20 protein-coding genes are annotated in these 25,960 nt (G+C 71.4%); 12 read left to right on the forward strand and 8 right to left on the reverse strand.

Annotated elements, in window-relative coordinates:
- Positions 1 to 22: 22 nt before the first annotated feature.
- The 4 genes from ACFYY1_RS26985 (at position 23) to ACFYY1_RS27000 (ending at position 5,600) form a co-directional block, all read left to right on the forward strand.
- Positions 23 to 1,546: a GMC family oxidoreductase gene (locus ACFYY1_RS26985; RefSeq protein WP_388590231.1), complete on the forward strand. Its 1,524-nt coding sequence runs from the start codon at positions 23 to 25 to the stop codon at positions 1,544 to 1,546.
- Entirely contained in the window at positions 1,546 to 2,595 is a 1,050-nt protein-coding gene (locus ACFYY1_RS26990) for a glycine betaine/L-proline ABC transporter ATP-binding protein (RefSeq protein WP_388590232.1), read from the forward strand. Before ACFYY1_RS26985 ends, ACFYY1_RS26990 begins: the two co-directional genes overlap by 1 nt.
- Positions 2,596 to 2,683: 88 nt before the next feature.
- Entirely contained in the window at positions 2,684 to 4,648 is a 1,965-nt protein-coding gene (locus tag ACFYY1_RS26995) for an ABC transporter permease subunit (RefSeq protein WP_388590234.1), read from the forward strand.
- Entirely contained in the window at positions 4,641 to 5,600 is a 960-nt protein-coding gene (locus ACFYY1_RS27000; RefSeq protein WP_388590235.1) for an ABC transporter substrate-binding protein, read from the forward strand. Before ACFYY1_RS26995 ends, ACFYY1_RS27000 begins: the two co-directional genes overlap by 8 nt.
- Positions 5,601 to 5,673: 73 nt before the next feature.
- Here the strand turns inward: ACFYY1_RS27000 and ACFYY1_RS27005 are convergent, their stop codons facing one another.
- Together ACFYY1_RS27005 and ACFYY1_RS27010 are read right to left on the reverse strand one after the other, a co-directional pair.
- The gene (locus tag ACFYY1_RS27005) at positions 5,674 to 6,708 is read right to left on the reverse strand and encodes a metallophosphoesterase family protein (RefSeq protein ID WP_388590236.1); all 1,035 of its coding nucleotides are present in this window, start codon (positions 6,706 to 6,708) and stop codon (positions 5,674 to 5,676) included.
- 200 nt (positions 6,709 to 6,908) lie between these two features.
- Positions 6,909 to 7,889: an ArsR/SmtB family transcription factor gene (locus ACFYY1_RS27010; protein ID WP_388590238.1), complete on the reverse strand. Its 981-nt coding sequence runs from the start codon at positions 7,887 to 7,889 to the stop codon at positions 6,909 to 6,911.
- Between the two features lie 89 nt (positions 7,890 to 7,978).
- On the opposite strand from ACFYY1_RS27010, the gene ACFYY1_RS27015 reads away from it, so the two are divergent.
- The 3 genes from ACFYY1_RS27015 to ACFYY1_RS27025 all read left to right on the forward strand — a co-directional run bounded on the left by ACFYY1_RS27015 (position 7,979) and on the right by ACFYY1_RS27025 (position 11,589).
- Entirely contained in the window at positions 7,979 to 9,295 is a 1,317-nt protein-coding gene (locus ACFYY1_RS27015; RefSeq protein WP_388590239.1) for an MFS transporter, read from the forward strand.
- A gap of 173 nt (positions 9,296 to 9,468) precedes the next feature.
- The gene (locus tag ACFYY1_RS27020) at positions 9,469 to 10,053 is read left to right on the forward strand and encodes a DinB family protein (protein WP_388590241.1); all 585 of its coding nucleotides are present in this window, start codon (positions 9,469 to 9,471) and stop codon (positions 10,051 to 10,053) included.
- A gap of 123 nt (positions 10,054 to 10,176) precedes the next feature.
- Complete coding sequence (locus ACFYY1_RS27025) at positions 10,177 to 11,589, forward strand: SMI1/KNR4 family protein (RefSeq protein WP_388590243.1); 1,413 nt, start codon at positions 10,177 to 10,179, stop codon at positions 11,587 to 11,589.
- A 172-nt stretch (positions 11,590 to 11,761) separates the two neighbouring features.
- Here ACFYY1_RS27025 and ACFYY1_RS27030 read toward each other — a convergent pair whose 3' ends face one another.
- Positions 11,762 to 11,917 carry a hypothetical protein gene (locus ACFYY1_RS27030; RefSeq protein ID WP_266727286.1) on the reverse strand — a complete coding sequence of 52 codons (156 nt, stop codon included), beginning with the start codon at positions 11,915 to 11,917 and terminating at the stop codon, positions 11,762 to 11,764.
- A gap of 792 nt (positions 11,918 to 12,709) precedes the next feature.
- On the opposite strand from ACFYY1_RS27030, the gene ACFYY1_RS27035 reads away from it, so the two are divergent.
- Complete coding sequence (locus ACFYY1_RS27035; RefSeq protein WP_388590451.1) at positions 12,710 to 14,314, forward strand: amidohydrolase; 1,605 nt, start codon at positions 12,710 to 12,712, stop codon at positions 14,312 to 14,314.
- Between the two features lie 39 nt (positions 14,315 to 14,353).
- Here the strand turns inward: ACFYY1_RS27035 and ACFYY1_RS27040 are convergent, their stop codons facing one another.
- Positions 14,354 to 15,997, reverse strand: coding sequence for an amidohydrolase (locus ACFYY1_RS27040; protein WP_388590245.1), 1,644 nt, complete (start codon positions 15,995 to 15,997; stop codon positions 14,354 to 14,356).
- A gap of 86 nt (positions 15,998 to 16,083) precedes the next feature.
- Positions 16,084 to 17,643, reverse strand: a complete 1,560-nt coding sequence (locus ACFYY1_RS27045) for an APC family permease (RefSeq protein WP_388590246.1) — start codon at positions 17,641 to 17,643, stop codon at positions 16,084 to 16,086.
- Positions 17,644 to 17,858: 215 nt separating this feature from the next.
- Between ACFYY1_RS27045 and ACFYY1_RS27050 the strand changes: the two genes are divergently transcribed.
- Complete coding sequence (locus ACFYY1_RS27050; RefSeq protein WP_388590248.1) at positions 17,859 to 18,581, forward strand: TetR/AcrR family transcriptional regulator; 723 nt, start codon at positions 17,859 to 17,861, stop codon at positions 18,579 to 18,581.
- 308 nt (positions 18,582 to 18,889) lie between these two features.
- Here ACFYY1_RS27050 and ACFYY1_RS27055 read toward each other — a convergent pair whose 3' ends face one another.
- Positions 18,890 to 19,891: an Acg family FMN-binding oxidoreductase gene (locus ACFYY1_RS27055; protein WP_388590250.1), complete on the reverse strand. Its 1,002-nt coding sequence runs from the start codon at positions 19,889 to 19,891 to the stop codon at positions 18,890 to 18,892.
- A gap of 205 nt (positions 19,892 to 20,096) precedes the next feature.
- Here ACFYY1_RS27055 and ACFYY1_RS27060 point away from each other — a divergent pair, with 205 nt between their 5' ends.
- A complete protein-coding gene (locus ACFYY1_RS27060) occupies positions 20,097 to 20,828 on the forward strand; it encodes a 2OG-Fe(II) oxygenase (protein WP_388590251.1) in 732 nt (243 codons plus the stop codon).
- A gap of 54 nt (positions 20,829 to 20,882) precedes the next feature.
- Here ACFYY1_RS27060 and ACFYY1_RS27065 read toward each other — a convergent pair whose 3' ends face one another.
- Both ACFYY1_RS27065 and ACFYY1_RS27070 read right to left on the reverse strand, forming a co-directional pair.
- Positions 20,883 to 21,935, reverse strand: coding sequence for a polyprenyl synthetase family protein (locus ACFYY1_RS27065; protein ID WP_388590252.1), 1,053 nt, complete (start codon positions 21,933 to 21,935; stop codon positions 20,883 to 20,885).
- Positions 21,932 to 22,993, reverse strand: a complete 1,062-nt coding sequence (locus tag ACFYY1_RS27070) for a tetratricopeptide repeat protein (protein WP_388590254.1) — start codon at positions 22,991 to 22,993, stop codon at positions 21,932 to 21,934. The genes ACFYY1_RS27065 and ACFYY1_RS27070 overlap by 4 nt, the downstream gene beginning before the upstream one ends.
- Before the next feature lie 507 nt (positions 22,994 to 23,500).
- On the opposite strand from ACFYY1_RS27070, the gene ACFYY1_RS27075 reads away from it, so the two are divergent.
- A complete protein-coding gene (locus tag ACFYY1_RS27075) occupies positions 23,501 to 24,955 on the forward strand; it encodes a M60 family metallopeptidase (RefSeq protein ID WP_388590255.1) in 1,455 nt (484 codons plus the stop codon).
- A gap of 103 nt (positions 24,956 to 25,058) precedes the next feature.
- A complete protein-coding gene (locus ACFYY1_RS27080; protein WP_388590256.1) occupies positions 25,059 to 25,889 on the forward strand; it encodes a hypothetical protein in 831 nt (276 codons plus the stop codon).
- Positions 25,890 to 25,960: the final 71 nt, after the last annotated feature.

A 25,960-nucleotide genomic window follows, 5' to 3' on the forward strand; every position in this document is an offset into this window, starting at 1 on the left:
ACGGAGCAGAGGGAACCAGCACATGACCGACCAACACGTCTACGACTACGTCGTCATCGGCGGCGGCACCGCCGGATCGGTGATCGCCTCCCGGCTCACCGAGAACCCCGGCACCACGGTCGCCGTCATCGAGGGCGGCCCCAGCGACGTCGGACGGGACGACGTCCTCACCCTGCGTCGCTGGATGGGCCTCCTCGGCGGTGAACTCGACTACGACTACCCGACGACCGAGCAGCCCCGCGGCAACTCCCACATCCGTCACAGCCGGGCCCGCGTGCTCGGCGGCTGCTCGTCCCACAACACCCTCATCGCCTTCAAGCCCCTGCCGTCCGACTGGGACGAGTGGGCCGACGCGGGTGCCGAGGGCTGGGACGCGGCGTCGATGGATCCGTACTTCGCCCGGCTGCGCAACAACATCGTCCCGGTGGACGAGGCCGACCGCAACGCCATCGCCCGGGACTTCGTCGAGGCCGCCCGGACCGCACTCGACGTGCCGCGCGTCGAGGGCTTCAACAAGCAGCCGTTCCACGAAGGCGTCGGCTTCTTCGACCTCGCGTACCACCCGGAGAACAACAGGCGCTCCTCCGCCTCCGTGGCGTATCTGCACCCGTTCCTGGACCGGCCCAACCTGCATATCGCCCTGGAGACCTGGGCGTTCGGGCTGGAGCTCGAAGGCACCCGGGCCACCGGTGTGCGGGTGCGTACCAAGGAGGGCGAGGAGCACGTCGTGCGGGCCCGGCGCGAGGTGCTCGTCTGCGCGGGCGCCGTGGACACCCCCCGGCTGCTGCTGCACTCGGGCATCGGGCCCCGTGCCGACCTGGAGAAGCTCGGCATCCCCGTCGTGCACGACCTGCCGGGCGTCGGCGAGAACCTCCTCGACCACCCCGAATCCGTCATCGTCTGGGAGACCGACGGGCCGATCCCGGAGAACTCCGCGATGGACAGCGACGCGGGCCTGTTCGTACGCAGGGACCCGGACGCCGACGGGCCGGACCTGATGTTCCACTTCTACCAGATCCCGTTCACCGACAATCCCGAGCGGCTGGGGTACGAGCGGCCCCCGCACGGTGTGTCGATGACCCCCAACATCCCCAAGCCCCGCAGCCGCGGCCGCCTCTACCTGACTAGCGCCGACCCCGAGGTCAAACCCGCCCTCGACTTCCGGTACTTCACCGATGAGGACGACTACGACGGCCGCACCCTCGTCGACGGCATCCGCATCGCACGCCGCATCGCCGAGCAGGAGCCGCTCGCCGGCTGGCTGAAGCGGGAGGTCTGTCCGGGGCCCGGGGTCACCTCCGACGAGGAGCTCAGTGAGTACGCGCGCAAGGTCGCGCACACCGTCTACCACCCGGCGGGGACTTGCCGGATGGGCGCCCCGACCGATGAACTCGCCGTGGTGTCACCCGATCTGAGGATCCGTGGCCTGGAGGGCATCCGGATCGCCGACGCGTCCGTCTTCCCGACGATGACGACCGTCAACCCGATGATCGGCGTGCTGATGATCGGGGAGAAATGCGCGGACCTCCTGGGAGGCAACGCCTGATGACCGCCGAGCCGCCTGTCTTCTCCGTACGCGAGTTGTGGAAGGTCTTCGGCCCGAAGGCCGAACGGGTTCCCGAGGATCCGGCGCTCGCCGCTCTCGCCCCCGCCGAGCTGCGCGAACGCACCGGCTGCACCGCCGCCGTGCGCGATGTGTCCTTCGACGTCCGCAGGGGCGAGGTCTTCGTCGTCATGGGGCTGTCGGGTTCCGGCAAGTCGACGCTCGTGCGCTGCCTGACCAGACTGATCGAGCCCACCTCCGGCTCGATCGCCATCGACGGCGAGGACGTGCTGTCGATGGACGCGTCCCGGCTGCGCGAACTGCGCCGTCACCGCGCCGCCATGGTCTTCCAGCACTTCGGGCTGCTGCCGCACCGGTCGGTCATCGACAACGTCGCGTACGGCCTGGAGATCCAGGGTGTCCCGCGCGCCGAACGGCGCGAGCGCGCGGCCGAGTTCGTCACCAAGGTCGGCCTCGAAGGCCTGGAAGGCCGCCGCCCCGGCCAGCTGTCCGGCGGCCAGCAGCAGCGGGTGGGACTGGCCCGCGCACTGGCCGTCGACCCCGAGGTGCTTTTGTTCGACGAGCCGTTCAGCGCGCTGGACCCACTGATCAGACGCGACATGCAGGAGGAGGTCGTACGGCTGCACGGCGAGGAGGGCCGCACGATGGTCTTCATCACGCACGACCTCGGCGAGGCCCTGAAACTCGGCGACCGGATCGCACTGATGCGGGACGGCCGGATCGTGCAGCTCGGCACGCCCGAGGAGATCGTGGGCGCCCCCGCGGACGACTACGTACGCGACTTCGTCCGCGACGTGCCGCGCGAACACGTCATGACCGTGCGCACGGCGATGCGCCCGGCCGAGGCCGCCGAGGCGGACAGCGGCCCGGCGCTGGCCCCCGGTGCCACGGTCCACGAGGCCATCGAGGCCGTGGTCCGCAGCGGCGGGACCGCCCGGGTCGTCGAGAACGGCCGCTGCGTCGGCGTGGTCGGCCACGCGGACCTGCTCGGTGTGGTGGCGGGACTCGCCCCGCAGAAGGAGGCGGCCTGATGCCCGCGCACACCACCTGGGGCCCGCCGGGCCCCGGCGCCGTGCCCGCGCCCTCCCGTGCCTCGGACGCGAGGGGAAGGCTGCCGCGATGAGCACCACCGTCACCACCACCACCGCCGCCGAGGCGGGCGCGCCCGCGGCACGGGTGCCGCTGGGCGACACCCTTGCCCGGTACCGCACCGCGCTCGTGGCGGGTGCCGCGCTCGTCGCGCTCCTCCTCGGCACCCTGTTCCTGGGCGGCGGCACCTGGCCCGCACGCCTGTCCGTCGACCTGTCCGGGCCGCTCGGCGACGCCAGCGACTGGATCATCGACAACCGGGACAGCCACTCGCTCTTCCTGTACTTCTTCGGCCACATCAGCAACGTCGTCGTCCTGTCCGTACGTGCCGTCTACCTCGTGCTCCTCGCCGCCGGCTGGGCCGGGGTCACGACCGTCGCCGGCCTCGTCGCCTGGCGCCTCGCGGGCATCCGCCCGGCGTTCACCGCCGTCGCCGCGTTCGCCGTGTGCGGGCTGCTCGGCATGTGGGTCCCCACCATGCAGACCCTCGCGCTGATGGCCGTCGCGGTCACCGCGTCCGTGCTGCTCGGCGCCGTGCTCGGGCTCGCCGCCGGACTGTCCGACCGGGTGCACCGGGCGCTGCGCCCGGTGCTCGACACCATGCAGGTGCTGCCCGCGTTCGCGTATCTGCTCCCGGTCGTGCTGGTCTTCGGCATCGGCGTCCCGGCAGCCGTCCTCGCCACCGTCGTCTACGCGGCACCGCCCATGGCCCGGCTGACCGCGCTCGGGCTGCGCGGCGCGGACGCCGGGGTGCTGGAGGCCGCGGCCTCGCTGGGCGCGACCGGCCGGCAGCGGCTGCTGACCGCCCGGCTCCCGCTGGCCCGCAAGGAACTGCTGCTCGGCGTCAACCAGTCGATCATGATGGCACTCTCGATGGCCGTGATCGCCTCCGTGATCGGCGCGGGCGGCCTCGGCGACCGCGTGTACCAGGCCCTGGCCTCCGTCGATGTCGGCGCCGCGCTGGCCGCCGGTGTGCCGGTCGTGCTCCTGGCCGTCGTCCTCGACCGTGTCACCGCCGCGGCGGGGGAGCGGATCGGCGCCGCGCCCTCCCGGCGGAGCGGTCCGGGCTGGGCCGTCGCCGCGGCCGTGACGGCCGCCGTCGTACTCGTCGGCCGCCACACCGGCCGGCTGTCGTGGCCCGACACCTGGACCGTGGACGTCGCCGCGTCCGTCAACCGCGCCGTCGACTGGATGACCACGCATCTGTACTCCGGGGTGCCCGTCGTCGGCGGCACCGCGGACTGGGCCGGCCGTTTCACCGGCTGGGTCCTCGACCCGGTCCGCGACAGCCTGCAGTGGCTGCCCTGGTGGTCGGTACTGTTGCTGGTGGCCGTACTCGCCCAGCTCGTCGGCACCTGGCGCACCGCGCTGACCGCCGTGCTCGCGATGGCCGCGATCGGGGTGCTCGGGGCATGGGAACCGGCACTGGACACCCTCTCGCAGGTGCTGGCCGCGGTCGCCGTCACCCTCCTCGCCGGTGTGGCCGTCGGCGTCGCCGCGGCGCGCGGCCCACGCCTGGAGCGGCTGCTGCGGCCGGTGCTCGACGTCTTCCAGACGATGCCGCAGTTCGTGTACCTCATCCCGGTGGTCGCGCTGTTCGGCGTCGGCCGGGCACCCGCCGTCGCCGCCGCGGTGGTGTACGCGCTGCCCGCCGTCGTCCGCATCACCACCCAGGGCATGCGGGCCGTGGACCCGGTCGTACTGGAGTCGTCCCGTTCGCTCGGGGCGACCGGCTGGCAGCAGCTGCGCCAGGTCCAACTGCCGCTGGCCCGGCCCGCGTTGCTGCTGGCCGTCAATCAGGGCGTGGTCCTCGTCCTCGCCGTCGTCATCATCGGCGGCCTGGTCGGCGGCGGTGCGCTCGGCTACCTCGTGGTGTTCGGGCTGGCCCAGGGCGACCTGGCGTCCGGGCTGGTCGCGGGCGTGGCCATCGTGTGCCTCGGCCTGATGCTGGACCGGGTCACCCAGCCCGCCGGAAAGGAGACCCGCGATGCGTAGCCGTACCCTCGCCGCCGCTGCCACGGCATTCGGTCTGCTGGCCCTCACGGGCTGCGGAGCGGCGGACATGACCAAGCAGGCGTCCCCGTACGCCGACGCCCACGGCGCGAAGACCGTGACGCTGTCCGTCCAGTCCTGGGTGGGCGCTCAGGCCAACGCCGCCGTTGCCCGGTACCTGCTCGAACACGAGCTGGGCTACCGCGTCGACACCGTCCAGATCGACGAGGTCCCCGCCTGGGACGCCCTCAGCCAGGGTCGCGTCGACGCGATCCTGGAGGACTGGGGCCACCCGGAGCAGGAGCAGCGGTACGTCGAGGACAAGAAGACGATCGCGCCGGGCGGGGAACTCGGTGTGACCGGCCACATCGGCTGGTTCGTGCCGAAGTACTTCGCCGACACGAACCCCGACGTGACGGACTGGAAGAACCTGAACAAGTACGCCGACCGGCTCCGCACGGCGGAGAGCGGCGGAAAGGGCCAGCTCCTGGACGGCTCACCGTCGTACGTCACCCATGACAGGGCGCTGGTGAAGAACCTGGACCTGGACTACCAGGTCGTCTTCTCCGGCTCCGAGGCGGCGCAGATCACCCAGATCAAGCAGTTCGCCAAGGAGAAGAAACCCTTCCTGACCTACTGGTACAAGCCGCAGTGGCTGTTCGAGCAGGTTCCCATGACGGAGGTGGAGCTGCCCGCGTACGAGGAGGGCTGCGACGCAGACCCGGAGAAGGTGGCGTGCGCGTATCCGCACACCCCGCTGCGGAAGTTCCTCAACGCCCGGTTCGCCGACTCGGGCGGCCGGGCCGCCGAGTTCCTGAAGAACTTCCGCTGGACGACCCGGGCCCAGAACGAGGTGGCGCTGATGATTGCGGACCAGAAGCTCCCGCCCGAACAGGCCGCGGAGCGCTGGGTGAGGAGGAACGAGTCCACCTGGCGGGCGTGGCTGCCGAAGTGAACCGCGACCACGTGCTGTGCCGTGCCGTACCGGATCTCGGCACAGCACGGCACGGTGTGTGCGCTGCGGCGGGTCAGGCGCTGGTGTGCAGCGGAACCGTCAGCTGCTTGAGCCAGGTACCCGTGGTGAAGTCACGGGCCTTGATGACGACGGAGTGGGGACCGACCTCGACCTGGAGCCCCTGGTTGAAGGCATCGCCGAGGGACACCTCGCCGCCCTTGCCGTCGTCCTTCCAGCCCACCTGGACGGCCGCGGTGTTGACGACGGTGAAGCCTTCGAGGTTGCCGGTACCGGGGACGACCCGGCGCACCACCCAGTCGGACAGGTTGAGGTCCCAGTGGGTGTGCCCGGAGAAGAGGAACACGTCCTTGTGCCGGCCGAGGATCGACAGGAGCCGGTCGGGCTGGAGGTAGTCGTTGAGGTAGAGCTTGTTGTGGGTGCCCGACACGGTGTTGGGCAGCGGGTGGTGGGTCATCACCATCACGGGCCTGCGGCGGCGGGCCCAGTACGCGAGACGGTCCTCCAGCCAGGCGAACTGCTCGTCGCTGATCCACACCTCGTCCCACAGCTTCGCGTCGTGGTAGTGCGAGTAGCGCTCGGTCCCGAGACTGAGCACGGGCACGCCACCGAACGACGTCTCGGAGTAGACCTTGTTGCGGCCGGCGAAGTTGTAGAAGCTGCGGAAGAGGGAGTCCTCCGTCGTGCCGTTGGGCCAGGTCGCCTGTGCCAGGGTGTTGGGGTCGCTGTACTTCGGCACGTAGAACTCGTGGTTGCCGATGGCCCAGGCGACGTTCTTGGGATGCGGGTGCCGCTCAAGGGTCTGGCGGACCGCCGCGTACTCGAAGTCGTAGCCGCGCGGGGTGATGTCGCCGGCTATGCCGAGGCCCGCACTGTCGGGGTTGATGCGGTGCAGATCGTCGAGGGCCTTGCCGAAGTCCGTCAGATCGCCCTGGACGTCACTGATGATGTTGAACCGGACCGTCCGGCCCTTGCCGGGCCGGTAAGGAGCGGCCTCGGCCGCGGGTGCCGCGAGTCCGGCCCCGGCGGCAAGGGCACCGCCCACCAGGGACGCGGTGCCTGTGGTGGCCATGAACGATCTGCGATCCATTGGAACTTCCTTCGTCTGTACGCCCCCGTGCGGATGGGACAGAGGGAGTGTCGCTGCTCGGGATGGACCCTTGGGATATCGCAGATGACTCTGGCCTGAACTGTTCGGCCTGGCCGGTTTTAGTGAGACCGGAAAGAATTTGGACGCCGCTGCGTCGTCGAAACGGCCTTCGCACTTCTGCGCCGGCTGCCCCCTCGCCCTCAGCCCGAACCGGCGACCAGCGCCTCGCCGAGCGGGGTGCGCCGGTAGAGCACCGACCGTCCGGACCGGGCGCGGACGAGCAGCCCCGCGCCCCGCAGGATGGCGAGGTGGTCTCCCACCGCGCCGGGTGCCATGGCGAGGCTTCGGGCGAGGTGGCTGGTACTGGCCGGGGAGTCCAGCGCCACCAGCAGCCGGGCTCGGGCCCGGCCGACCAGAGCGGTCAGCGCGTCCGGTTGGGGGACGGTCTCCTGTTCGCCCCACAGGGCGGCGGTGCCGCGGGCACGATAGACCAAGGTCCTGGGCCAGGGGTCTTCGAGGTGGGCGGCGATGTTCGCGACGAAGACCGAAGGGATCAGCAGGAGCCCGTCGCCGGCGAGGCGGACTGTTCCGACTTGAGGGAAGTGGCCGATCTCGATGCCGCCGGCTTGCCAGGCGATGCTCGGGTGCAGGCTCTCGATGGTCGTGGTCCATCCGTGTTCGCCGATCACCCCCACCCGGTGCACGACGTCGCGCTCACAGATCGCGCGCAGTTGCGGCCAGTCCGGGGCGAGCAGCCCGTGCCACGCCTGGTCCATCGCCTCGGCGATCCTGGAGACGGCGTCCGTCGAGTCCAGCACTGCGCGTACGCGGGGATCACGGGCGGACGGGCCGGTCGCGGTGGTGGCGAATTCCTGGCGGGCCGCTTCCAGCGGTGCGGCCCGGATCATGGCCAGGTCGTCCGCCCAGGTCTGGTTGAGTCCGCGCGGGGGCGGGGCGACGAAGTTCGGTCCGCCTCGTGGGGTCTGCAGGGCGAGGGCGGCGTCCAGTTCGGTCTCACGGCGAAGCCGTTCAAAGACCGGCAGGAGCCGGTCGGCCCAGGCTCGCGGCAGCGGCCGGTTCTGGCCGATGAGCGAACGCAGCAGCAAGCAGAGATCCAGCGCGGGCGACAGTGCGAAGCGGCTGCGCAGCAGGTCCTCGACGGAGACTTCGAAGCGGAGCACCCAGCCATGCTACCGCCGGACGTCTGTTTCGATTCGTCCAGCGACGAATCATTGGTGAGTGGCGTGGGCGCACGGCGAGGCTGGGCGTCATGACCCCAACCGCCGGCCCCGTGCAGGGCAACCACCGTGCCACCTACCGGGAGGTGCTGGCCGAGCCGCGATTCCGGCTGCTCTTCTCGACCCGCACGGTCGCGATCACTGCGGGCTCGCTGCGGATCACCACGTTCTCGGTGCTGGTCTTCGCGGCCACCGGCTCCGCGCTGTTGAGCGCACTGGCCTTCGGCATCGGCTTCCTCCCGCAGTTGTTCGGCTCGCTGCTGCTGGGCTCACTGGCCGACCAACTGCCGCCCCGCGCGCTCATCGCCGGCGGCTACGCCCTGGAGTGCGCCGCCGCCCTGCTGCTCGCCCTGGTGCGGATGCCGATCGCGGCAAGCCTCGGAGTCGTGGCGCTGGTCGCCCTCGTGACACCGGTGTTCGGCGGCGCGTCGAGCCGGCTGGTCGCGCAGTGGCTGGAAGGCGATGCCTATGTACTGGGCCGTTCACTGAACAACATCGCTGCCTCCGGTGCGCAATTGTTCGGTCTGGCGCTGGGAGGTGCGGTCGTCGCGGCACTCGGCCCGCACCGGGCACTCGCCGTGAGCGCCGCGCTCTACCTCGGCTGCGCGCTCGCCATCCGCATCCGGCTACCCCGGCTGGAGCCGGGAGAGTCCGGCGGCACACCCGGCAGCGCACGGGGCGATGGCGGTGCCGTCCGGGCAAGCCTGCACGGTGCCGGCCTGCTGCTGCGCGGACACACGGTACGACGACTGATGCTGGCCCAGTGGCTACCGCCGGCGTTCGTAGCGGGCGCGGAAGGACTGATCGTCGCCTACGCGGGAGAACGCCACTTCGCGCCCGGCCGGTACGCGGTGCTGATGGGCTGTCTGCCGGTCGGCATGCTTGTCGGTGACCTGCTGGTGGGCCGTCTCCTACGGCCACCCGCCCGGGAGCGACTGGTAGTCCCGTTGATTGCGCTGATGGGACTGCCGCTGGTCGGCTTCGCTGCCGAGCCCGGAGTGGGCGTCTCGTCCTGTCTGCTGCTGCTCTGCGGCTTCGGATTCGCCTACGGTCTCGGCCTGCAACGGCCGTTCCTGGACGCCCTGCCGCAGGATGGCCAGGGCCAGGCCTTCGGTCTGCTCGGCTCCGGCAGCATGACGCTGCAGGGCGTCGGGCCGGCCTGCTTCGGCTCGGTGGCCGCAGGCATCGGAACAGGCGGCGCAATCGCCCTGGCAGGCGGCGCGGCGGCGCTCACCGCCGGATGGATTCTCACCTGGCATCCGCCCGCCTTCCCGGTCCCCGTCCCGAACTACTCGATGAGATCGGAGAACAACACCGAACAGCATGCGAGCAGTGCTCCTGCGCAGTAACCGTCGCAGTCCGGGCCGGCCGCGAGCCGTCACGCACCCCCCGCATCCCTCTGGCAGACCATCAATCCCGGCAGCTCATTGTGAGAGGAGTCCTGAGCCCCGGCTCTGCCAGCCGTTGCAAACCACGTACGGGATCTTGAGACCACGAACAGCCCATGGAAGGCTCATGCCACATGATCGATGAATTCGCCAAGGACAACCTGCACGGGAGACTGCGGCGGGACCGCAAGGCCCTGCTCTGGAAACTCGACGGCTTGTCCGAATACGACGCCCGCCGACCTTTGACAACGACCGGGACCAACCTCCTCGGCCTGGTCAAACACGTGGCCACCGTCGAGGCCAGGTACTTCGGCGAGGTCTTCGACCGTCCGTCCCCGGAACCGCTGCCCCGGTGGCAGGACTACGACGGCAACGATCAGTGGGCTTCCGAGGACGAGACCCGTGATCAGATCATCGGGTTCTACCGGCGCACGTGGGAACACTCGGACGCGACGATCAACGAGCTTCCCCTCGACGCCCCCGGCCACGTGCCGTGGTGGACGGAGCCCTGTCCCAACACGAACCTGTTCGCCATCATGGTCCATGTCCTCGGGGAGTCCAACCGGCATGCCGGGCACGCCGACATCCTGCGCGAGGGCCTCGACGGCCGGACCGGGATGCGCCCCGAACACGAGCAGCGGATCGACGAGGAAGCCCGTGCAGCCTACTGCGCGAAGATCGAGCAGGCCGCCAGATCGGCCGCATCAATCAAGGCTTAGCCGGAGATACCAGGCAGCCTGGCATCACTTCCCCTACCGGCGCTTGCGTTTTCCGAGCACTCCGAACACCTGATATGCCCGCGGCGGAACTCCGTTGTCAGTGACCGCGCGTAGGGTCTGCGCATGGCTGATCAGAGATCTCGCTCGTCTTTGCTGCACGACTTCGCCACGTGGCAGCCCGTGCTACGACTCCTGTGGGACGGCGGGGAGCAGGAACAGGCTGCGCACTCCGTCCGATTCGCGGGACGCGTCGGCCGGGGGAGTTGGAGTCTGCCCCGGCGACGACAGTCGCCCGGACCCGGCAGGGCCGCCCTGGCCGATGACATGCGGGACGAGATGAAGGCGGTGGAGCGGGTGCAGCGCGCCCTCGCGGACGCCGGTGTCGACGACGTCGCGTTCACGGCGGAGATATCTCCGGGCGGGAAGGCCGGGCTCCGCCTGTTCGGGGCCAGTCCCGCAGTGGAACCCGGCCTCGGCAACCCGCACCCGGGGACGCTCATCCTGGTCGAGGACGCCGTTCCCCGGCCCTGGCTCCACCTTCCCGACCCGGTGCCCGGGGCGGTGCCGGCACCGTCGGCGGATCCGGCGCTGCTGGAGCGGACCCTCCGTGAGCGCCTGCCCGAAGCCGTCGGCGCGACGGAGGCGGAGATCGCCGCTGCGGAATCCCGACTCGGCGTCGCCCTGCCCGAGGAGCTCAAGGCGCTCTACCGGGTGACACGGGCACGGTGGGAGGACCACGTCGACGACCATTCAGCGGCGCAACGGGAATGCGTGGCGGTCGGCTGCGAGCTCTTCGCCCTGGACGGCCTGTACATCGCGGAGGCGTCGTCCCGTCACTGCCTCTGGAAGTTCGCGGCGATGGAGGCGGTCGTCACCCCACCCGACGCAGCGGTGCAGGGGGTGGTCGGCTCGCCCGGCTGGATCGTCTTCGGGGACAACGGCGGCGGCGACCGGCTGGCGGTCGATCTGACACCCGGCCCGCGTGGGCACACGGGGCAGATCATCATCCTCAGCCACGAGGAGAACATCGGAGCCTGCCTGGTCGCGGACTCGCTCACCGACCTCGTGATGAGGCGGAGCAGCGAGCGACACGGTGGTGGTGCGGACGGAGACCGGCCGCCGGCCGTGGCCCACGTCAACATCCGGAGCCTGCCGAGCATCGAGGCCGCCGCGCACCCCGGTCTGGAGGTCCTGCACATCGGTGCGTGGGAGGCCGAGCCGCTCAGCCTCGCCCCGGTCATGGAGCTGCCCCGTCTGCGGACCCTGGTCGCCTACCCCGGCACGCTCGCCGACCCTCTGGAGATCGCCGGCCTCAGCGCATTGGAGTTCCTGGAGCTCGGCCCGGACGAATGGCGCGTCCTGCTCGACGCGGGAGCCGTCCCGCGCAGCCTGTCGGCCGCCGCCATCACGGTGCACGGCACCCGGGACCCCCGGCCCATCGTGGGCATCGCCAACGAACTCCTCGCCCTCTGGGACCGGCCCCGGATCATCCAGACCGTCCTCGAAGGCGACCTCGAACCCATGGCTCGGGGCTGACAGCCACGGAGCTCATGAACCGGATCCGCCCCGCCCCAAACCGGGAGGCGCTCCGCCCACGAGCTGCCATTCGGATGCGGTGAGGCGTACGTACGGGAGGGCGTGCCGCCGGTTGTCCGGAACGCCCCGCGCCCCGGCCCGGAGACGGACACGGGCCGGCGCGCGGCCCGTGTCAGGTTTCCTCGTCCTCCGCGCGGCGCTCACCCTCCGCCTGGGACGGCTGGGTGCGCATGGTGGCGGGGTGGCGCTCCTCGGCCGGATCCCTGTCCTCGTCCAGCCTCTCGCCCTCGGCCTGCGACGGGGTCGGGTACTCGATGTTCTCCTTCATGGCAGCCTCCGTAGTCGGGACGCCTGCCTACAGATCGAGCGTATCGCGTCCGTCCGGTCGGCGGCCGGGCCGGATGCGGGCGGTCGGCGCGGCCGGAGAGCTGCTGCGGCGAGGCGGCGGCGCATCCCGAGGGCGTGGACGGTGGCGGCGACGACCCTGCCGACCGGGAGGGCGGGATCGAGTCCGCCTGCCCCTCGGGGCCGGCGGGCCCAGGCAGAGCTCCGTGCTGACACGGAGGACGGATGCCGCCGGATCGGATGTCGGGGCGAGATCCGGGAGATGGCACGGGGTATCCGCCTCAAGGCCGGGGGCTGTGGAAGTCATGCGCGCCTCCGCCTGCTGGGCGTGCCCATACATTTGTCTATTGGTCATGCACCCAATAACATCGGATTCATGGCGTCAAGAGTTCACCGGCCACGAATTCGGCAGTCACTCACTGATCGACCTGCGGAAACGACCGACGTGGTCGCCTCGGAAAACCTGGCCGGAGGGCCGGAGGGCGACACCCCGCGGTGGATCGGTGAGCGCCTCGATGTGCTTCGAGGGCCGATCGGTCACTTTTCCCCGTGGTGGACGAACCGGTGGGAGCGGGCGTTCGGCAAGGTCGCCGGTGCCGAACCGGGCACTCTCATTCCGCCCGGCCGGGCGGAGGGTGTCGCCGTCGAACACCTCGCACACTCCTTCGCGCTCGCGACCGGCTCGGCTGGAAGCGCCCGGCACACCGAACCGCCGCACTCGTCGCCACCCACTGACCAGCACTCAAGGAGACCGCCCGCGCACCCCGGCCTCGTACTGCTTTCCGCCCGCCTCCTCGACGTCGTCACCGGCGAACTGCTCCCGCAGACCGCCCTGGCCGTCTCCGGCGGCCGGATCGCCGCACTCGACGACGACCAGCGGATCCGCGCCCTCGCCGGACCGGCGACCACGGTGATCGATCTCAGGGGCGCCGTCGTGACGCCCGGCCTCGTCGACGGGCATATCCATCCGCTCATGGGCGCCGAACTCACCCATGGCCTGGACCTGTCCGGCTGCACCACACTCGACGAGGTGCGTCAGGCCCTGGCCCGGGAGGCCGCATCGCTGGCGCCCGGAGCCTGGCTGCACGGCTGGGGCCTGGACCCGAACGTCTTCGGCGACCGGCCCGTCGCGTCCGCCACCATCGGACCGGTCCTGGACGGCGTCCCGGCCGTCCTGCTGCTCTTCGATGCCCACTCCATGATCGCCAGCCCCCGTGCGCTGGAGCTCGCCGGCGTCGACGGACCCCGCCGGTTCGAGCAGTACGCCGAGATCGTGTGCGACGAGGCGGGCCGACCCACCGGTCTGCTGCTGGAGGACGCCGCCTGCGAACTGGTCGAGCGGGCCGCACCGCCGGTCGCCCCCGCCGAGCGCCGGGCCCGCCTCGCCTCGGCGCTGCGCGAGGTGGCCGCCTCCGGGCTCACCGGCGGGCACGCCATGGACGCCAACGGGGAGAGCCTGCCGCTGTACGCCGAGCTCGACGAGGCGGGCGAACTGCCGCTGCGCCTGAGGGTCGCGCCCTGGCTCCAGCCCGGAGCCGACGGCCAGGCCGTGGCCGAGCTCATCGCCCAGCAGGGCAGGGGCAGCCGGCTGTGGGAGGTGGCGGGCGTCAAGCTGTTCATGGACGGCACGATCGACAACGGCACCGCCTGGCTGGAGCGGCCCGACTGCCACGGCGAGTCCACGCAGGCCTTCTGGCCCGACCCCTCGTCCTTCACCAAGATCGTCGACGAACTCCACCGGGCCGGTGTGCCCACCGCCACCCACGCCATCGGCGACGCCGCCGTGCGCCACGTCCTCGACGCCGTGGAGGCGGCGACGCGTGCGGAGTACCGAGGCGTACGGCACCGGATCGAGCACATCGAGACCGTCCCCGACGACACCCTGCGCCGGTTCGCGGAGCTCGATGTCATCGCGTCCATGCAGCCCACCCACTGCTGCGACTTCACCCGCGCCGACCACACCGACAACTGGTCCCGGCGGCTCGGCGAGGAGCGTGCCGCGCACGCCTGGCGCTGCCGCGACCTGTGGGACTCCGGAGCCACCGTCGTACTCGGCTCCGACTGGCCCATCGCCCCCTACCCTCCGCTCACGGTCATGGCCGGCGCCCGCCACCGCCGCCCCACCCGCGATCTCACCCAGCCCCCGCACAACCCCGCACAGGCGCTCACCGCCCTCGAAGCGCTCCAGGGCATGACCCTCAATCCGGCCCGCGCGGCGGGCGCGGAACACGAGTCGGGGCGCCTGGCCATCGGCCACCGCGCGGACCTCACCGTGTTCGCGGAGAACCCGCTCGCCACGCCCGCCACCGACCTGGCCGGTCTTCCCGTTCTGCTCACCGTGGTGGACGGCCGCACCACGTACCGCGACACCGGCCTGTGACGGGGCGAGGGGCGAGGCGACCCGGGATCACCTCGCCCCTCACCACCCGGCGGCGGTACCGAAGACCTGCTGCCCGCCGACATAGGTGGCCTCGACACGCAGCGAGGCCAGTTCGGCCGGGGGCACGGTGTGGGGGTCGCGGTCGAGCACGATCAGGTCCGCCAGTCGGCCCGCTCGCAGAACGCCGGTGTCGTCGAGCCGGTTGACGTACGCGGAGCCCGATGTGTAGGCGCGCAGGGCGGTCGTCAGGCCGAGCCGCTGGTGGGGAAGGAACGGCGGCCTGTCCCCGCCGGGAACGATCCGGTTGACCGCCACGTGGATGCCCTCCAGGGGATCGGCGGAACTGACCGGCCAGTCGCTCCCGGCGGCCAGCGGGGCGCCGGCTGCGTGCAGGTCGCCGAAGGGGTACTGCCGGGCCGCGAGCCCGTCGCCGAGGAACGGGGTGGTGAGCTCGTCCAGCTGCGGCTCGTGCGCCGCCCACAGCGGCTGGAGGTTGGCGACCGCCTCCAGCCGCGCGAAGCGCGCCACGTCGTCCGGGTGGACGACCTGGAGGTGGGCCAGGTGGTGGCGGTTGCCGCGCGGTCCGTTGGCCCTCCGTGCCGCCTCGACCGCGTCGAGCGCCTCGCGGACGGCCCGGTCGCCCAGTGCGTGGAAGTGGACCTGGAAGTCCAGGGCGTCGAGCTCGGTCACGTACCCCCGCAGCGCCTTCGGGTCGACGAAGCTGAGGCCGGAATTGGTGGTGGTGCAGCCGCAGGCGTCCTTGTACGGGGCGGTCATGGCCGCGGTGTGGTTCTCGGCGATGCCGTCCTGCATGATCTTGACGGTGTCGGCGCGGAAGCGGCCCGTGCGCAAGGTCCTGCGGCGTTCGACGAGGTGGGGGATCTGCTCGGCGCCGACGTCCCGGTCCCACCACAGGGAGCCGTTGACCCGGGCGGTGAGCAGGCCGCGTCCGGCCGCCGTGACGTAGGCGGCCGAGACGTCGGGGTGTCCGCCGTACTCGCCGAGCAGGGCGTCCTGCCAGGCGGTGATGCCGTACGAGTGCAGCAGCCGCTGGGCCCGCAGCAGGCCGTCGACCAGGTCCGCCGTGGTGGGCCGGGGCGCGGCGCGGCCGACGAGTTCGACCGCCCCCTCCTGCAGCATGCCCGACGGTGTGCCGTCGGCCTCGCGTTCGACGCGTCCGTCGGCGGGGTCGGGGGTCGAGACGGTCACCCCGGCCAGCTCCAGGGCCCGGGTGTTGGCCCAGGCGCCGTGGTGGTCCCGGTTGACCAGCAGCACGGGCCGGTCGGGCACGATCTTGTCGAGCATCCGCCGGGTCGGCAGGCCGCCGGGGAAGCTCTCCATCGACCAGCCGCCGCCGGTGATCCAGGGCCGTTCGGGGTGGGCGGCGGCGTAGTCCGCGATGCGGCGGCGGTACTCGGCCGGGTCCGTCGTGCCCGTCAGGTCGCAGGTCCCCAGCTCCAGGCCGCCGAACACGGCGTGGACGTGGGCGTCCTGAAAGCCCGGCAGCAGTGCCCGCCCCGCCAGGTCGACGACCCGGGTGCGCGGACCGATCAGTTCGCGTACCTCTTCGCCGCCGACCGCGGTGATCCGCTCACCGGTCACCGCGAGAGTGGTGGCGACGGTGTGCGAGGGGTCCATGGTGATCACGGAGCCTGAGGTGAAGACGAGATCTGCGTGGTTCATCGGGGGTACTCCTCGTGGTGCTGGTTCATGGGGCCGTCCCGCGCGGTGGGAAGGTGCGGGGGCCGGCTCGTCACGGGGCCGGCCTGTCACACGGTCGGCGCGGCGTCGCTCCCGGCGGGCACCGGCGCCTTCGGGGCGCGGGGTGCGGACGCCCGGTCGCGGTGGAAGTACGGTGCGCGCCGCCCGTACTTGGCCCACAGGGCGGCCGGGACGCCGGTGACCAGGATGACCACGGGCACCAGGGTCAGGAAGCGGCCGTTGTCGGCGGCGAACGCGAAGTGCCCGGAGGACGTCCACAGGCTGTAGACCATGTAGCAGCCGAGCCCGAGCAGCGCGAGCCCGCACACGACCGGGACCAGCACCGTGACCACCAGCATGCGCGGGTCCCGCCGGGCGTCCGGAGCGAAGGTGATCGCGCAGGCCAGGGCGGCGAACGCGTAGTAGAGGGAGATCAGGATGCCGACGGAGGTGACGGAGCCGACGATGATGTCCTGCAGACTGCCCAGACCGGCCGACAGCAGGGCCAGCACCGCCGACAGCGCGGCGATCCGCAGGGTCGACAGATGCGGGGTGCGGCGGCGGGTGTGCACCGCGGCCCAGCCGGCCCCGAGCACGCCGTCCCGGCTCATCGCGAGTGTCTGGCGTGCGGAGCCGATCAGTACCGACTGCACACAGGCGACGATGGAGCACAGCAGGACGACGGTGGTCACCGCCCGACCGACGCCCCCGGCCGCCATCTGGCCGATGTAGGGCAGGCCGCGCTCCCCGTTGGCGACGAGCTCCTCGGGGGTCAGGGCGCGCTGGAAGGCCACGGCCGCGAGCAGGAACAGCCCCGCCACCGCCGCGAGCGACCACATGCCGGCCCGCGCCGAGGTGCGTGCGTCGGCGTTCTCCTCCGTCACCGAGAACGCGGTCTCCCACCCCCAGTACATGAACACCGCGAGCAGGATGCCCATCGCCATCACCGACGGCGAGGAGAAGACCGTCGGCGAGAACCAGCCGAGGTCGAAGTCGGCCGCGCGACCGGCGACGACGGCCCACAGGCAGACGGCGAGGAGCACAACGAACTCCAGGCCGATCAGGACCAGTTGGAAGCGTGCGGCGACATCGACACCGAGGATCGCCAACGCGGTGAGTCCGACGGTGAGGACCAGGCCGACCGCTATCGATGCCAACGCGGGGGCGTCGGCCACGTTCACCCCCGCCACCCGGTGCAGTCCCATCGAGTCGACCGCGAGCAGTGTGTACTGCCCCATCAGCGGGATGGCGTAGGACAGGAACAGCACCTGGGTGACGACGGTGACCCAGCCGATCATGTACCCGGGCATCGGCCCGACCGCCCTGCCCACCCACACGTACGCCGTGCCGCAGTTGGCCTCGCGCTGGTTCAGCTTGGTGTAGGCCAGGGCGATGCCCAGGATCGGCAGCAGACCCAGCAGGAAGGCCGCCGGGATCCCCACGCCCACCGAGGCGCCGATGATGCCCAGGCCGACGCCGATGCTGAAGGTCGGGCTGATGTTGGACAGGGAGAGCACGACCCCGTCCAGCACTCCGAGAACCTTGGGCAGCTCCGCGGGGACTTGCGACGCGGTGCCCGGGACCGTGGTGCCGGAGGCCGGGGAGGAAGGGGGCGGGTGACCGGGCATGGGCTTCTCCTTGACCTTCTGAAGAGGGTGATGCGATGTGCCGTGCCGTGGCGCGCTGCGCCGTGGTGTGGTGCGGGTGGCGGCAGCGTGGCAGGGCGGCGACACGAAAGTCAACGGTGATGACAACGAGGTTGACTCCGAATGGGTGAGGGTATGACGTGCGAGGGCGCGGCTGACGGCACAATGGGGCCCGACCGGAGCGAGGGGAGTGCGCAGTGGAGTCACGTACGGGGAAGCGGGCCGCGGCGGCGAAGGCGGAGAAGGGGAAGCGTGCCGACTCCGGCCGCCCCCGGCCGTCGCTCAGTCCCCGGCTGATCGTCGAGGCATGCCTCGAACTGATGGACGCCGAAGGTGCCGACGCCCTGACGTTCCGCCGGATCGGCGCCCAGCTGGGTGCCGATCCCACGGCGCTCTACCGGCACTTCCGCAACAAGGACGATCTGCTGCTGGCGGTGGCGGACCATCTGCTGGAGGAGAGCATCGAAGGGTTCGAGCCCTCCGACGACTGGCGGCAGACGCTGCGCAGACTGTTCATCCGCATGCACGGGGTCTATCTCTCGCACCCGCGGGCCGCCGTGCTCGCCACGGTACGCATCACACGGCGCCCGGCCGAGATGCGGGTGATCGAGATGACCCTGAACGCGCTGTCCGACGCGGGATTCCCGCCCGAGCAGGCGGTGCGCCACTACCGGGCGCTGGTGGACTTCCTGCTGGCCTGGTCGTGCATGGACGCCACCTACTGCACGCTCGACGCGCACACCCGCCGCGACGACGAGTCCGCCTGGTCCGGCGAGTACGCGGCGGTTCCCGCCGCCACCCACCCCCATATCGCGGCGGCGGCCCCCTACTTGGCCTCGGTGGACGACGACGCAAACTTCCACTTCGCCCTGGACCTGATGCTGGACGCGATCGCCGCCCGCGCCCCCGAGAGCGCCTGAGGGGCCGGGAGCCGGCAGCCGGTCCGGCCGCTCGTCCGGGTGGACCATCCACAGCCCCGCCGCGCCGCCGCCGATGCCCACGGCCGGGCAGCCGGTGCCGGCGCGGGACTTCCACACCTCACGGGTGCCGACCGGTACGCCCGCGGCGGCCTGGTCCCGGATCAGCCTGCCGTACGGCGCGTGGACCGGGTGCAGCGCCCAGGAGCGGATGCTGCCGCCGATCGAGCAGCCACCGGGGAGCCATGGCCGCTGCGCCGGCGGCTCCTCCGTTCCGTTCCGCCGCTCCCGGCGGCAGCGCGCTCCGGCCGTCAGGGCTCGATCCCCAGCACCTCGGCCACGGGGCGGCGAGGCGTGCGCGGCCCCTCGGGCCCGTACCCCAGGCGCACGATCATCTGCGGATGCCCCGTGCCGATGGCCGGGTCGCGCAGTAGGTGCCGGAGTTCCGGCCATTCCAGGGGCTGCGTCGCGAACGAGGCGACGAGCCCGTGCACCACGGCGGTGAGCAGTACGCGCTCCAGGGCCTGACCGGCACGCAACCAGTCCGCCGGACGGTCGCGCACGGTACGGAGCAGGGCGAGCTGCGGCCGGTCCTCGAACAGGGCACGCGCCCGCCCCGGAACGACGTCCCTGCCGGCGAAGTCCCGGTTGACCACTCTGCCCGACGCGTCGGTGGGGCCGAAGGCGTAGTCCGGGATGCCGTCGACCGGTGCCTCCGCCCCTGTGTCACGGGTCCAGTAGCGCTGCTCCGCCTCCCTCGCCGGGTCGCTCAGGCCGAACCCCTCGGCGTCCCGGATCAGTACGAGCACGGCTTCCAGGTGTTGCGGTGGCAGGAACGCGAAGTCGGCCCCCTCGACGCGGGCCGCGTCGACGAGGCGCGCGCGGACGTCGTCGGGGATGAGCCGGTCGCTGAACGGAGCGCGGCTGGTGCGACGGTTCCGGATCGCGGGATGCAGAGCGGTCAGGGCCGCATCCGCAGCCTCCACGGGTACGCCGGAGCACTCGTCCAGGCGGACGGTCGCCACGACGGCCGGATCGGCGGGCACCGGAAGCAGTGTGGTCACCGGGTCGAGGCCCCGGTGCGACGCCGAGGCCCGAAGATTCAGCAGCGCCGCGCCGCACCCCACATGCAGGGCGCGGGTGGACGGGTCGGCCTCCGGCATCTCCCGGTCGAACTCCGCCCGGAGCGTGAGCGTCCGGGTGGTGTGCCGGTACCGGAACCGCCACGGCTGGGCGTTGTGCATCGACGGGGCGGCGGTGGCATCGGCGACCAGTTCCCGCAGTGTCGTGTCGTCGAGCGGTTGTGCGGGCATGCGGCACCTCCTGCAGCGCACGGTGCCCTTCCACCGTCCCACGTGTGGCGGGTCCGGCGCGAGAGGCCCGCCGGGCAGGGGACGCCGTACGCGGCACGTCGCGCAGCGCGATGTCCGAAAAGCGCCGGATCCGATGCCCGGGGCAGGCCAGCATGGATCACAGGAGCCACCGAGAAACCAGGCAACCGGAATCAGGACCAGACTCATGATCGACACAACACACCCGGCCGGTACCGTGCGCGAGCAGGTCGACGCCACCGACTGGGCCGCGCTCACCGACGAGATCGCCGCACACGGCAGCGCACCGACCCGGCGGCTGCTCACCCCCGCCCAGTGCCAGGGGATCGCCGCACTGTACGACGAGACAGAACGCTTCCGTTCCACCGTCGACATGGCCCGCCACCGGTTCGGATCCGGCCAGTACCGCTACTTCACCCACGATCTGCCCGCAGTGGTACGGGAGTTGCGGGAGGCGTTCTACCCGCACCTGCTTCCCATCGCCCGGGACTGGTCCGCGAAGCTGGGCACTTCCGCACCGTGGCCCGACGAACTGGCCGAATGGATCGGCTTGTGCCACGGGGCCGGGCAGTCCAAGTCGTCCCAGATCCTGCTGCGCTACGGTGCCGGGGACTGGAACGCCCTGCACCGGGACGTGTTCGGCGAGCTGCTCTTCCCGCTCCAGGTCGTCATCGGCCTCGACGCGCCCGGCACCGACTACACCGGTGGTGAGTTCCTCATGACCGAACAGCGGCCCCGGGCACAGTCCCGCGGAACGGCCACCACACTGCTCCAGGGCCACGGACTGGTCTTCACCACCCGTGACCGGCCGGTCGCCTCCAGACGCGGCTGGTCGACCGCGCCCATGCGGCACGGAGTCAGCACCGTGCGCTCCGGCCGGCGCCGCACCCTGGGCCTCGTCTTCCACGACGCCGGGTGAACCGCCGGCCGGCAGACACGAACCCCGTGCCGGGGACCGGTGACCGGGCCCGGGTCACCCCGTGCGGTCGATGAGGTACGGGAAGAGCGCGAGGAGTTCGGCCAGCGCGGCCGGAGCGAGCGGAACGGCCTCCAGGACGCGGCGGGCGATGTCCAGCTGCTGATGGGCTTCGGCCAGGGTGGCGGCGCGCCCGCCGGCTTCCTCGACGAGCTCGGCCGCCCGCCGGGCGTCGGAGTCGTCGAGCGGGTTTCCGGCGCCCAGCAGCAGGGCGAGCCGACGGGCGGCGGGGTGGTCCGTGGCCAGGGCCGACAGGACGGGGTACGTCTTCTTCAGCCGACGCAGATCGCTGTGCACGGGCTTGCCCGTGGCCTCGGGATCTCCCCATGTCCCCAGGAGGTCGTCCACCGCCTGGAACGCCACCCCGAGATGCCGGCCCGCCCGGGAGAGCGCTTCGACGGTCGCGTCCGGGGCGCCCGCCAGCACGGCACCCAGACCGGCCGCGCAGCCGAGCAGCGCACCCGTCTTGTTCTCGGCCATCCACCGGTACTCGTGCGGCTGCACCGACGCGGGTCCCTGCCAGGGCCGGGACTCGAAGAGCAGGTCGTCGGCCTGGCCGCGCACCAGCTCGGTCAGCGTCCCGGCGAGGTGCCGGACCGCCTCCGCACTGTGTCTTCCGGGTGCCTCGGCCAGGGTCTGCACCGCCAGCGCGAAGAGCGCGTCGCCCGCGAGGATCGCCGGGCCGGTCCCGTACGCCTTCCACACGGTGGCGCGCTGCCGGCGGGTCTCGTCGCCGTCCATGATGTCGTCGTGCAGGAGCGAGAAGACATGGATCAGTTCCACGGCGACCGCCCCGACGACCGCGTCCTCGGCCGGTGCGCCGGCGGCCTCGGCGCTGAGCAGCGCGAGCGCCTGGCGGACCCCCTTGCCCTGTGAGCCCGGGGCGGGGCTGCCGTCCGCCGTGGCCCACCCGAGGGAGAACACGGCCATTTCCGCGTGCCACGGATGCAGGCGACGCACGGCCTGTGCGAGCGCCGGGCGGACCTGCTCGCGGCAGCGGGCGAGCACCTCCGGCGGCGCGGCCTGCCGGGTTGCGGGCGGTGGAGTCATCGTCGTCCGCTCTCCTCGCCCGTGCCGCCGTCGACCGGTGCCACGCCGAGTTCGGCGTACGCCTTGTCCACCATGTCGCGGGCGTTGAGCAGGCCGATCCGGCTGAGGGTGCGGCGCAGCTCGTGCAGATCCGCCGCGGTGTCGTCGCGGTCGCGGCCGAGGCGGGCCAGCGATTTGACGAGTCCGAGCCGGGCCAGCGCCTCGCCCCGGGGTTCGGTCATGGCGCGGAACTCCCCGAGCGCTTCCTCGTACATCGAGCGCGCCTCCTCGTACCGCCCGGCGCGGAAGAGGACGTTGGCGCGCATCTTGTGGTTGTAGGCGAGCGCGCTGGACAAATTCATCGCACGGCAGGTGAGTTCGGCCTCCGCGAGCAGGGCCAGGGCACGCTCCGGATCGTCCCGCAAGGAGATGATGTCGGCCATGCCGCGCAGGGCCCACGCCCGGCCGCGCCGGTCGTCCGCGTTGCCGGCGAGCTCGGCCGCCTCCTCGAACATGGCCAGGGCGGTGTCGAGCGAGCCGGTGTTGCGGTGGATCTGCGCGATGCCCTCCAGCGCCCACACGGTGTGACGCGCCTCGCCGCGCGCCCGTGCCTCGGCGAGCAACTGCTCGTGCAGCGCGGCAACGGTGCGGTAGTCCCCCTGGATCCGGCCGGTCTCCGCGAGTCCGGCGAGGGAGTAGCCGCGGGCGACTATGTCGCCGCCGCGCTTTCCCATGTCGGCGGCCAGCCCCAACAACCGGAACGCGAGCCTGAGTTCACCCCGCTGCCGGGCCAGGGTCCCGCCGCTCCAGAGCGCCCAGGCCATTGCCCCGAGGTCGCCGGCCGAGCGGGCCGACCGGTAGCTGGACTTCCAGGCCCGATCGGCTTCCTCGACGTTGCCGAGCCGGCGGTGCGCCTCGGCGACGGCGAGCCCGCACCGGGCCACCTCCTGCGGTGAACCGGACAGTTCGGCCTCCCTCAAGTGGCGTACTCCTTCTGCCAGTACGTCTGTGAGAGAGGAGTTCACCGACATCTTGGTGAGGGCGCCCTGGTACTCGGGCGCCAGTGCCTTGCTGTGCATGAGGGCCTTTCGTGCGCGGCCGGGTCAAGGCAGGGGATCACTATGCGCTTGATGTATACATTCAGTGCATAGCTGTCTGGTCGATGAACCCGGGTGCTCGCGAGGGGTCGGTCTGGGCTGTCGGACGTGGCGGCTGCTCGTGGCTCTCGTTCGTGACCGTTGCCCGTGGCGAGCCGCTTGTTGTGGATCAAGACGACGGTCGCGCGCCCGAGGTTGCTCCGCGATCGGCAGAAATGGACATCGCCGCTACGGCGAGGCCGCGGCCCCGTGTTCAGTGCGTGGCCATCGGGTCGGAACCGCCCGGCGTCGCCGACTCCACCCGTAATGCCGCCCGGACTTCACCCGTAATCCCGTGAGGTGTCAGCGGTTACTGTCGCCTTCGTATGCCCTGGCCATAGTAAAAGACAGAAACATTCGAGAGCCTCTTGCGTGCTATGGCAATCGCTTACATGCTGACGCGCAGCCCCACGACCCTCCGATTCCGTTGATCCCCAAGGGAGTTCCCGGATGCGTCCTGCCCGATCACCGTTCACCACCCCCGCCCCCGGAATGCCGGACGGTTCCGTCCCGCGTGCCTTGAGCCGCCGGACCGTCCTCGGCTCACTTGCCGGTGCCGGTGCGGCGACCCTGCTGGGAGCGGGTCCGGCCGCCGCCCGTCAGACCGGACGGCGGAGCGGGAGACGTGACGGACGGGAGGCCGGGCTCGGCTCGGGAGACACACTCCTGATCAAGGCGTTCCCGGATGCCGAGAAGGAGCGCATGCGACTGGCCCGCGCTCTTCGTTCCAGCGATTTCATTCCCACCGGCCGGTACGCCCCGCCCGGCAGGCCCCTGTCCGTGACGGTCCGTCCGGCGGGCGGCCGGGTACCGGTGCTGCACATCGGCACCTTCGACTACTACAACAAGGAGGCCGCGCTCCAGGAACCGCGGGCCGTTCCGCTGCGTCCGGGGCACAACACGGTGGTCGACGCCCACGGCGGTCCGGTCCATCTGAGCTTCGCGGGCCAGGGCGAGCGTGCCGCCGTCACGTTCGACCCCGACACCCCGCGCATGGCGTTCTTCGAACTCGGCCGCACCGATGAGGCCGACTTCCAGCGGCAGCTCGACGAGAGGACCGACGTCCCCTGGGTCGAGTTGATCACCGATCAGGCGATCCTCACCCTCACCCGCGAAGGCGCGCTGCTCTACCGCGGCGAGGATCACGCCGAGCTGATGGGGCTGTTCGACACCGTCATCGACAGCCATGCCCGCATCAGCGGCCTGGACGGCAGGGGGTGGATCGACCGGCCCAAGGCGGGCCGCTACCACTTCAACGAGGTGAGCGTCGTGCCCACCGGGGTGGGGGCCTACGCCTGGCACGGATACAACGGCTTCCCGCGCGCCTACATGGACCGGTTGTGCACGGTGGCGGGCCTCACCACCCGGGGCTGGGGGCTCTACCACGAGCTCGGCCACCTCCACCAGCAAGGCGCCTACCAGGCGGACCAGTTGACCGAGGTCACCGTCAACATCTACTCACTGGCCGCGCAGCGCACCCTCGGCCGGCCCTCCAACCTGCTGACGGTCGACCCGAAGACCGGGCTGAATCCGTTCCAGACCGCGCTGCCGAAGCTCGGCGCCGACGGAACCAGCTACGAGAAGACCTTCGGCGCGTACGAAAAGCTCATCCCGCTCCGGCAGTTGGAGCTGGCCTTCGGCGAGGGCTTCTGGCCGGAGCTGCACCGGCTCGTACGCAGTGAGCACCAGCACGACGCCCCGGTCGACGACTACACACACGATCCCGTCATCAACGCCCGTCAGTACCTGGCCCTGGCGAGCTACGCCGGCCGCACCGCCGGATACGACCTCACCGACTTCTTCGTGCATCGGTGGGCCCTCCCGATCGATTCCGCGGGCGTCGCCGCGCTCGCCGCGCTGGGGCTGCCGAAGCCGCCCGTCGATCCCAGCACGCTCACCGACTGACCGGAGTCCGGCACCGTACGCAACAGAAGACGGATCGCCGCATCGCCACGCACGTCGGCTCGGCGCGCGGCAACAGTCCCGGCACACCAACCAAGGAGATGACATGAACGTGACATCAGCGACCCGCTCCGGTACGCCCGCCCGCAGGCGGCTGCGCGGCCTCATGAGGTCGGGAACGGTCCTCGCCGCCACCGCACTGCTCGCCGTCGGTGGGGCGGGTCAGTCCTGGGCCTCGACGCCGATCCTCCGCTGGACCACGAACGCACCCACTCCCGTGTCCACACTGACGCTTCCGATGGCCGTGGACTCCGCGCCGGACGCATCCGGTGTCTACTTCGCCTACTACACCACTCTGGAGAGCGGCACACGCCCCTACGCCGGCTTCCAGCCGAAGCCCGTGGACGCGACCGGCAACCGTGTGCTCCAGGCGGTCTTCAGCTCCTTCAACGCCGCTGCCACGACGACGGACGACCACTGCACCTACGGGGCCGACGGCGGTGCCGGAGTGAGCTGTGCGGTCCGGTTCCGCTACACACCGGGGACGATGTACTCCCTGGTCCTCAAGCGGGCCGCGGTGAACGGTACGACGCAGCTGATGACCGGGGACGTCGTCGAGACCGCGACAGGAGCGTCGGTGGCGCACATCGGCAGTTTCGGGCTGCCGTCCTCCTCGGGCCGGTTCAAGAACGCCGATCAGGGGTTCATCGAGCCCTACCTCTCCGCGGGCTGTGGCCAACGGATCACGGTGACGTACGGCAAGCCGGTCGGCACCGAGGCGGGCGTCGCCCATACGGGCAGCCTCCCCACCGTCACCGACCCGTCCTCCGGGAGCTGCCTGAGCACCGCCTCGCAGACCACGAGCCGGGGGCAGCAGGTCACGGTCACCGGCAACGCGGCGCCGGCGGCAGCGACGTTTGAGTCCGCAGCCGACTGAATCATTGAATCCGGAACCACGGCCGTTCCGGTCCCCTTCTTGTGAAGCGCCACCGGCGCCCACTGGCTAAG

The organism is Streptomyces sp. NPDC001890, from assembly GCF_042891445.1.
Taxonomy (GTDB): Bacteria; Actinomycetota; Actinomycetes; order Streptomycetales; family Streptomycetaceae; genus Streptomyces.

Coding starts and splice junctions, on each gene's coding strand:
- ACFYY1_RS26985 (WP_388590231.1), top strand. CDS start 23: ATGACCGACCAACACGTCTACGACTACGTCGTCATCGGCGGCGGCACC.
- ACFYY1_RS26990 (WP_388590232.1), top strand. CDS start 1,546: ATGACCGCCGAGCCGCCTGTCTTCTCCGTACGCGAGTTGTGGAAGGTC.
- ACFYY1_RS27020 (WP_388590241.1), top strand. CDS start 9,469: ATGATCGATGAATTCGCCAAGGACAACCTGCACGGGAGACTGCGGCGG.
- ACFYY1_RS27080 (WP_388590256.1), top strand. CDS start 25,059: ATGAACGTGACATCAGCGACCCGCTCCGGTACGCCCGCCCGCAGGCGG.
- ACFYY1_RS27065 (WP_388590252.1), bottom strand. CDS start 21,935: ATGACTCCACCGCCCGCAACCCGGCAGGCCGCGCCGCCGGAGGTGCTC.
- ACFYY1_RS26995 (WP_388590234.1), top strand. CDS start 2,684: ATGAGCACCACCGTCACCACCACCACCGCCGCCGAGGCGGGCGCGCCC.
- ACFYY1_RS27030 (WP_266727286.1), bottom strand. CDS start 11,917: ATGAAGGAGAACATCGAGTACCCGACCCCGTCGCAGGCCGAGGGCGAG.
- ACFYY1_RS27045 (WP_388590246.1), bottom strand. CDS start 17,643: ATGCCCGGTCACCCGCCCCCTTCCTCCCCGGCCTCCGGCACCACGGTC.
- ACFYY1_RS27060 (WP_388590251.1), top strand. CDS start 20,097: ATGATCGACACAACACACCCGGCCGGTACCGTGCGCGAGCAGGTCGAC.
- ACFYY1_RS27070 (WP_388590254.1), bottom strand. CDS start 22,993: ATGCACAGCAAGGCACTGGCGCCCGAGTACCAGGGCGCCCTCACCAAG.
- ACFYY1_RS27075 (WP_388590255.1), top strand. CDS start 23,501: ATGCGTCCTGCCCGATCACCGTTCACCACCCCCGCCCCCGGAATGCCG.
- ACFYY1_RS27055 (WP_388590250.1), bottom strand. CDS start 19,891: ATGCCCGCACAACCGCTCGACGACACGACACTGCGGGAACTGGTCGCC.
- ACFYY1_RS27000 (WP_388590235.1), top strand. CDS start 4,641: ATGCGTAGCCGTACCCTCGCCGCCGCTGCCACGGCATTCGGTCTGCTG.
- ACFYY1_RS27015 (WP_388590239.1), top strand. CDS start 7,979: ATGACCCCAACCGCCGGCCCCGTGCAGGGCAACCACCGTGCCACCTAC.
- ACFYY1_RS27025 (WP_388590243.1), top strand. CDS start 10,177: ATGGCTGATCAGAGATCTCGCTCGTCTTTGCTGCACGACTTCGCCACG.
- ACFYY1_RS27040 (WP_388590245.1), bottom strand. CDS start 15,997: ATGAACCACGCAGATCTCGTCTTCACCTCAGGCTCCGTGATCACCATG.
- ACFYY1_RS27005 (WP_388590236.1), bottom strand. CDS start 6,708: ATGGATCGCAGATCGTTCATGGCCACCACAGGCACCGCGTCCCTGGTG.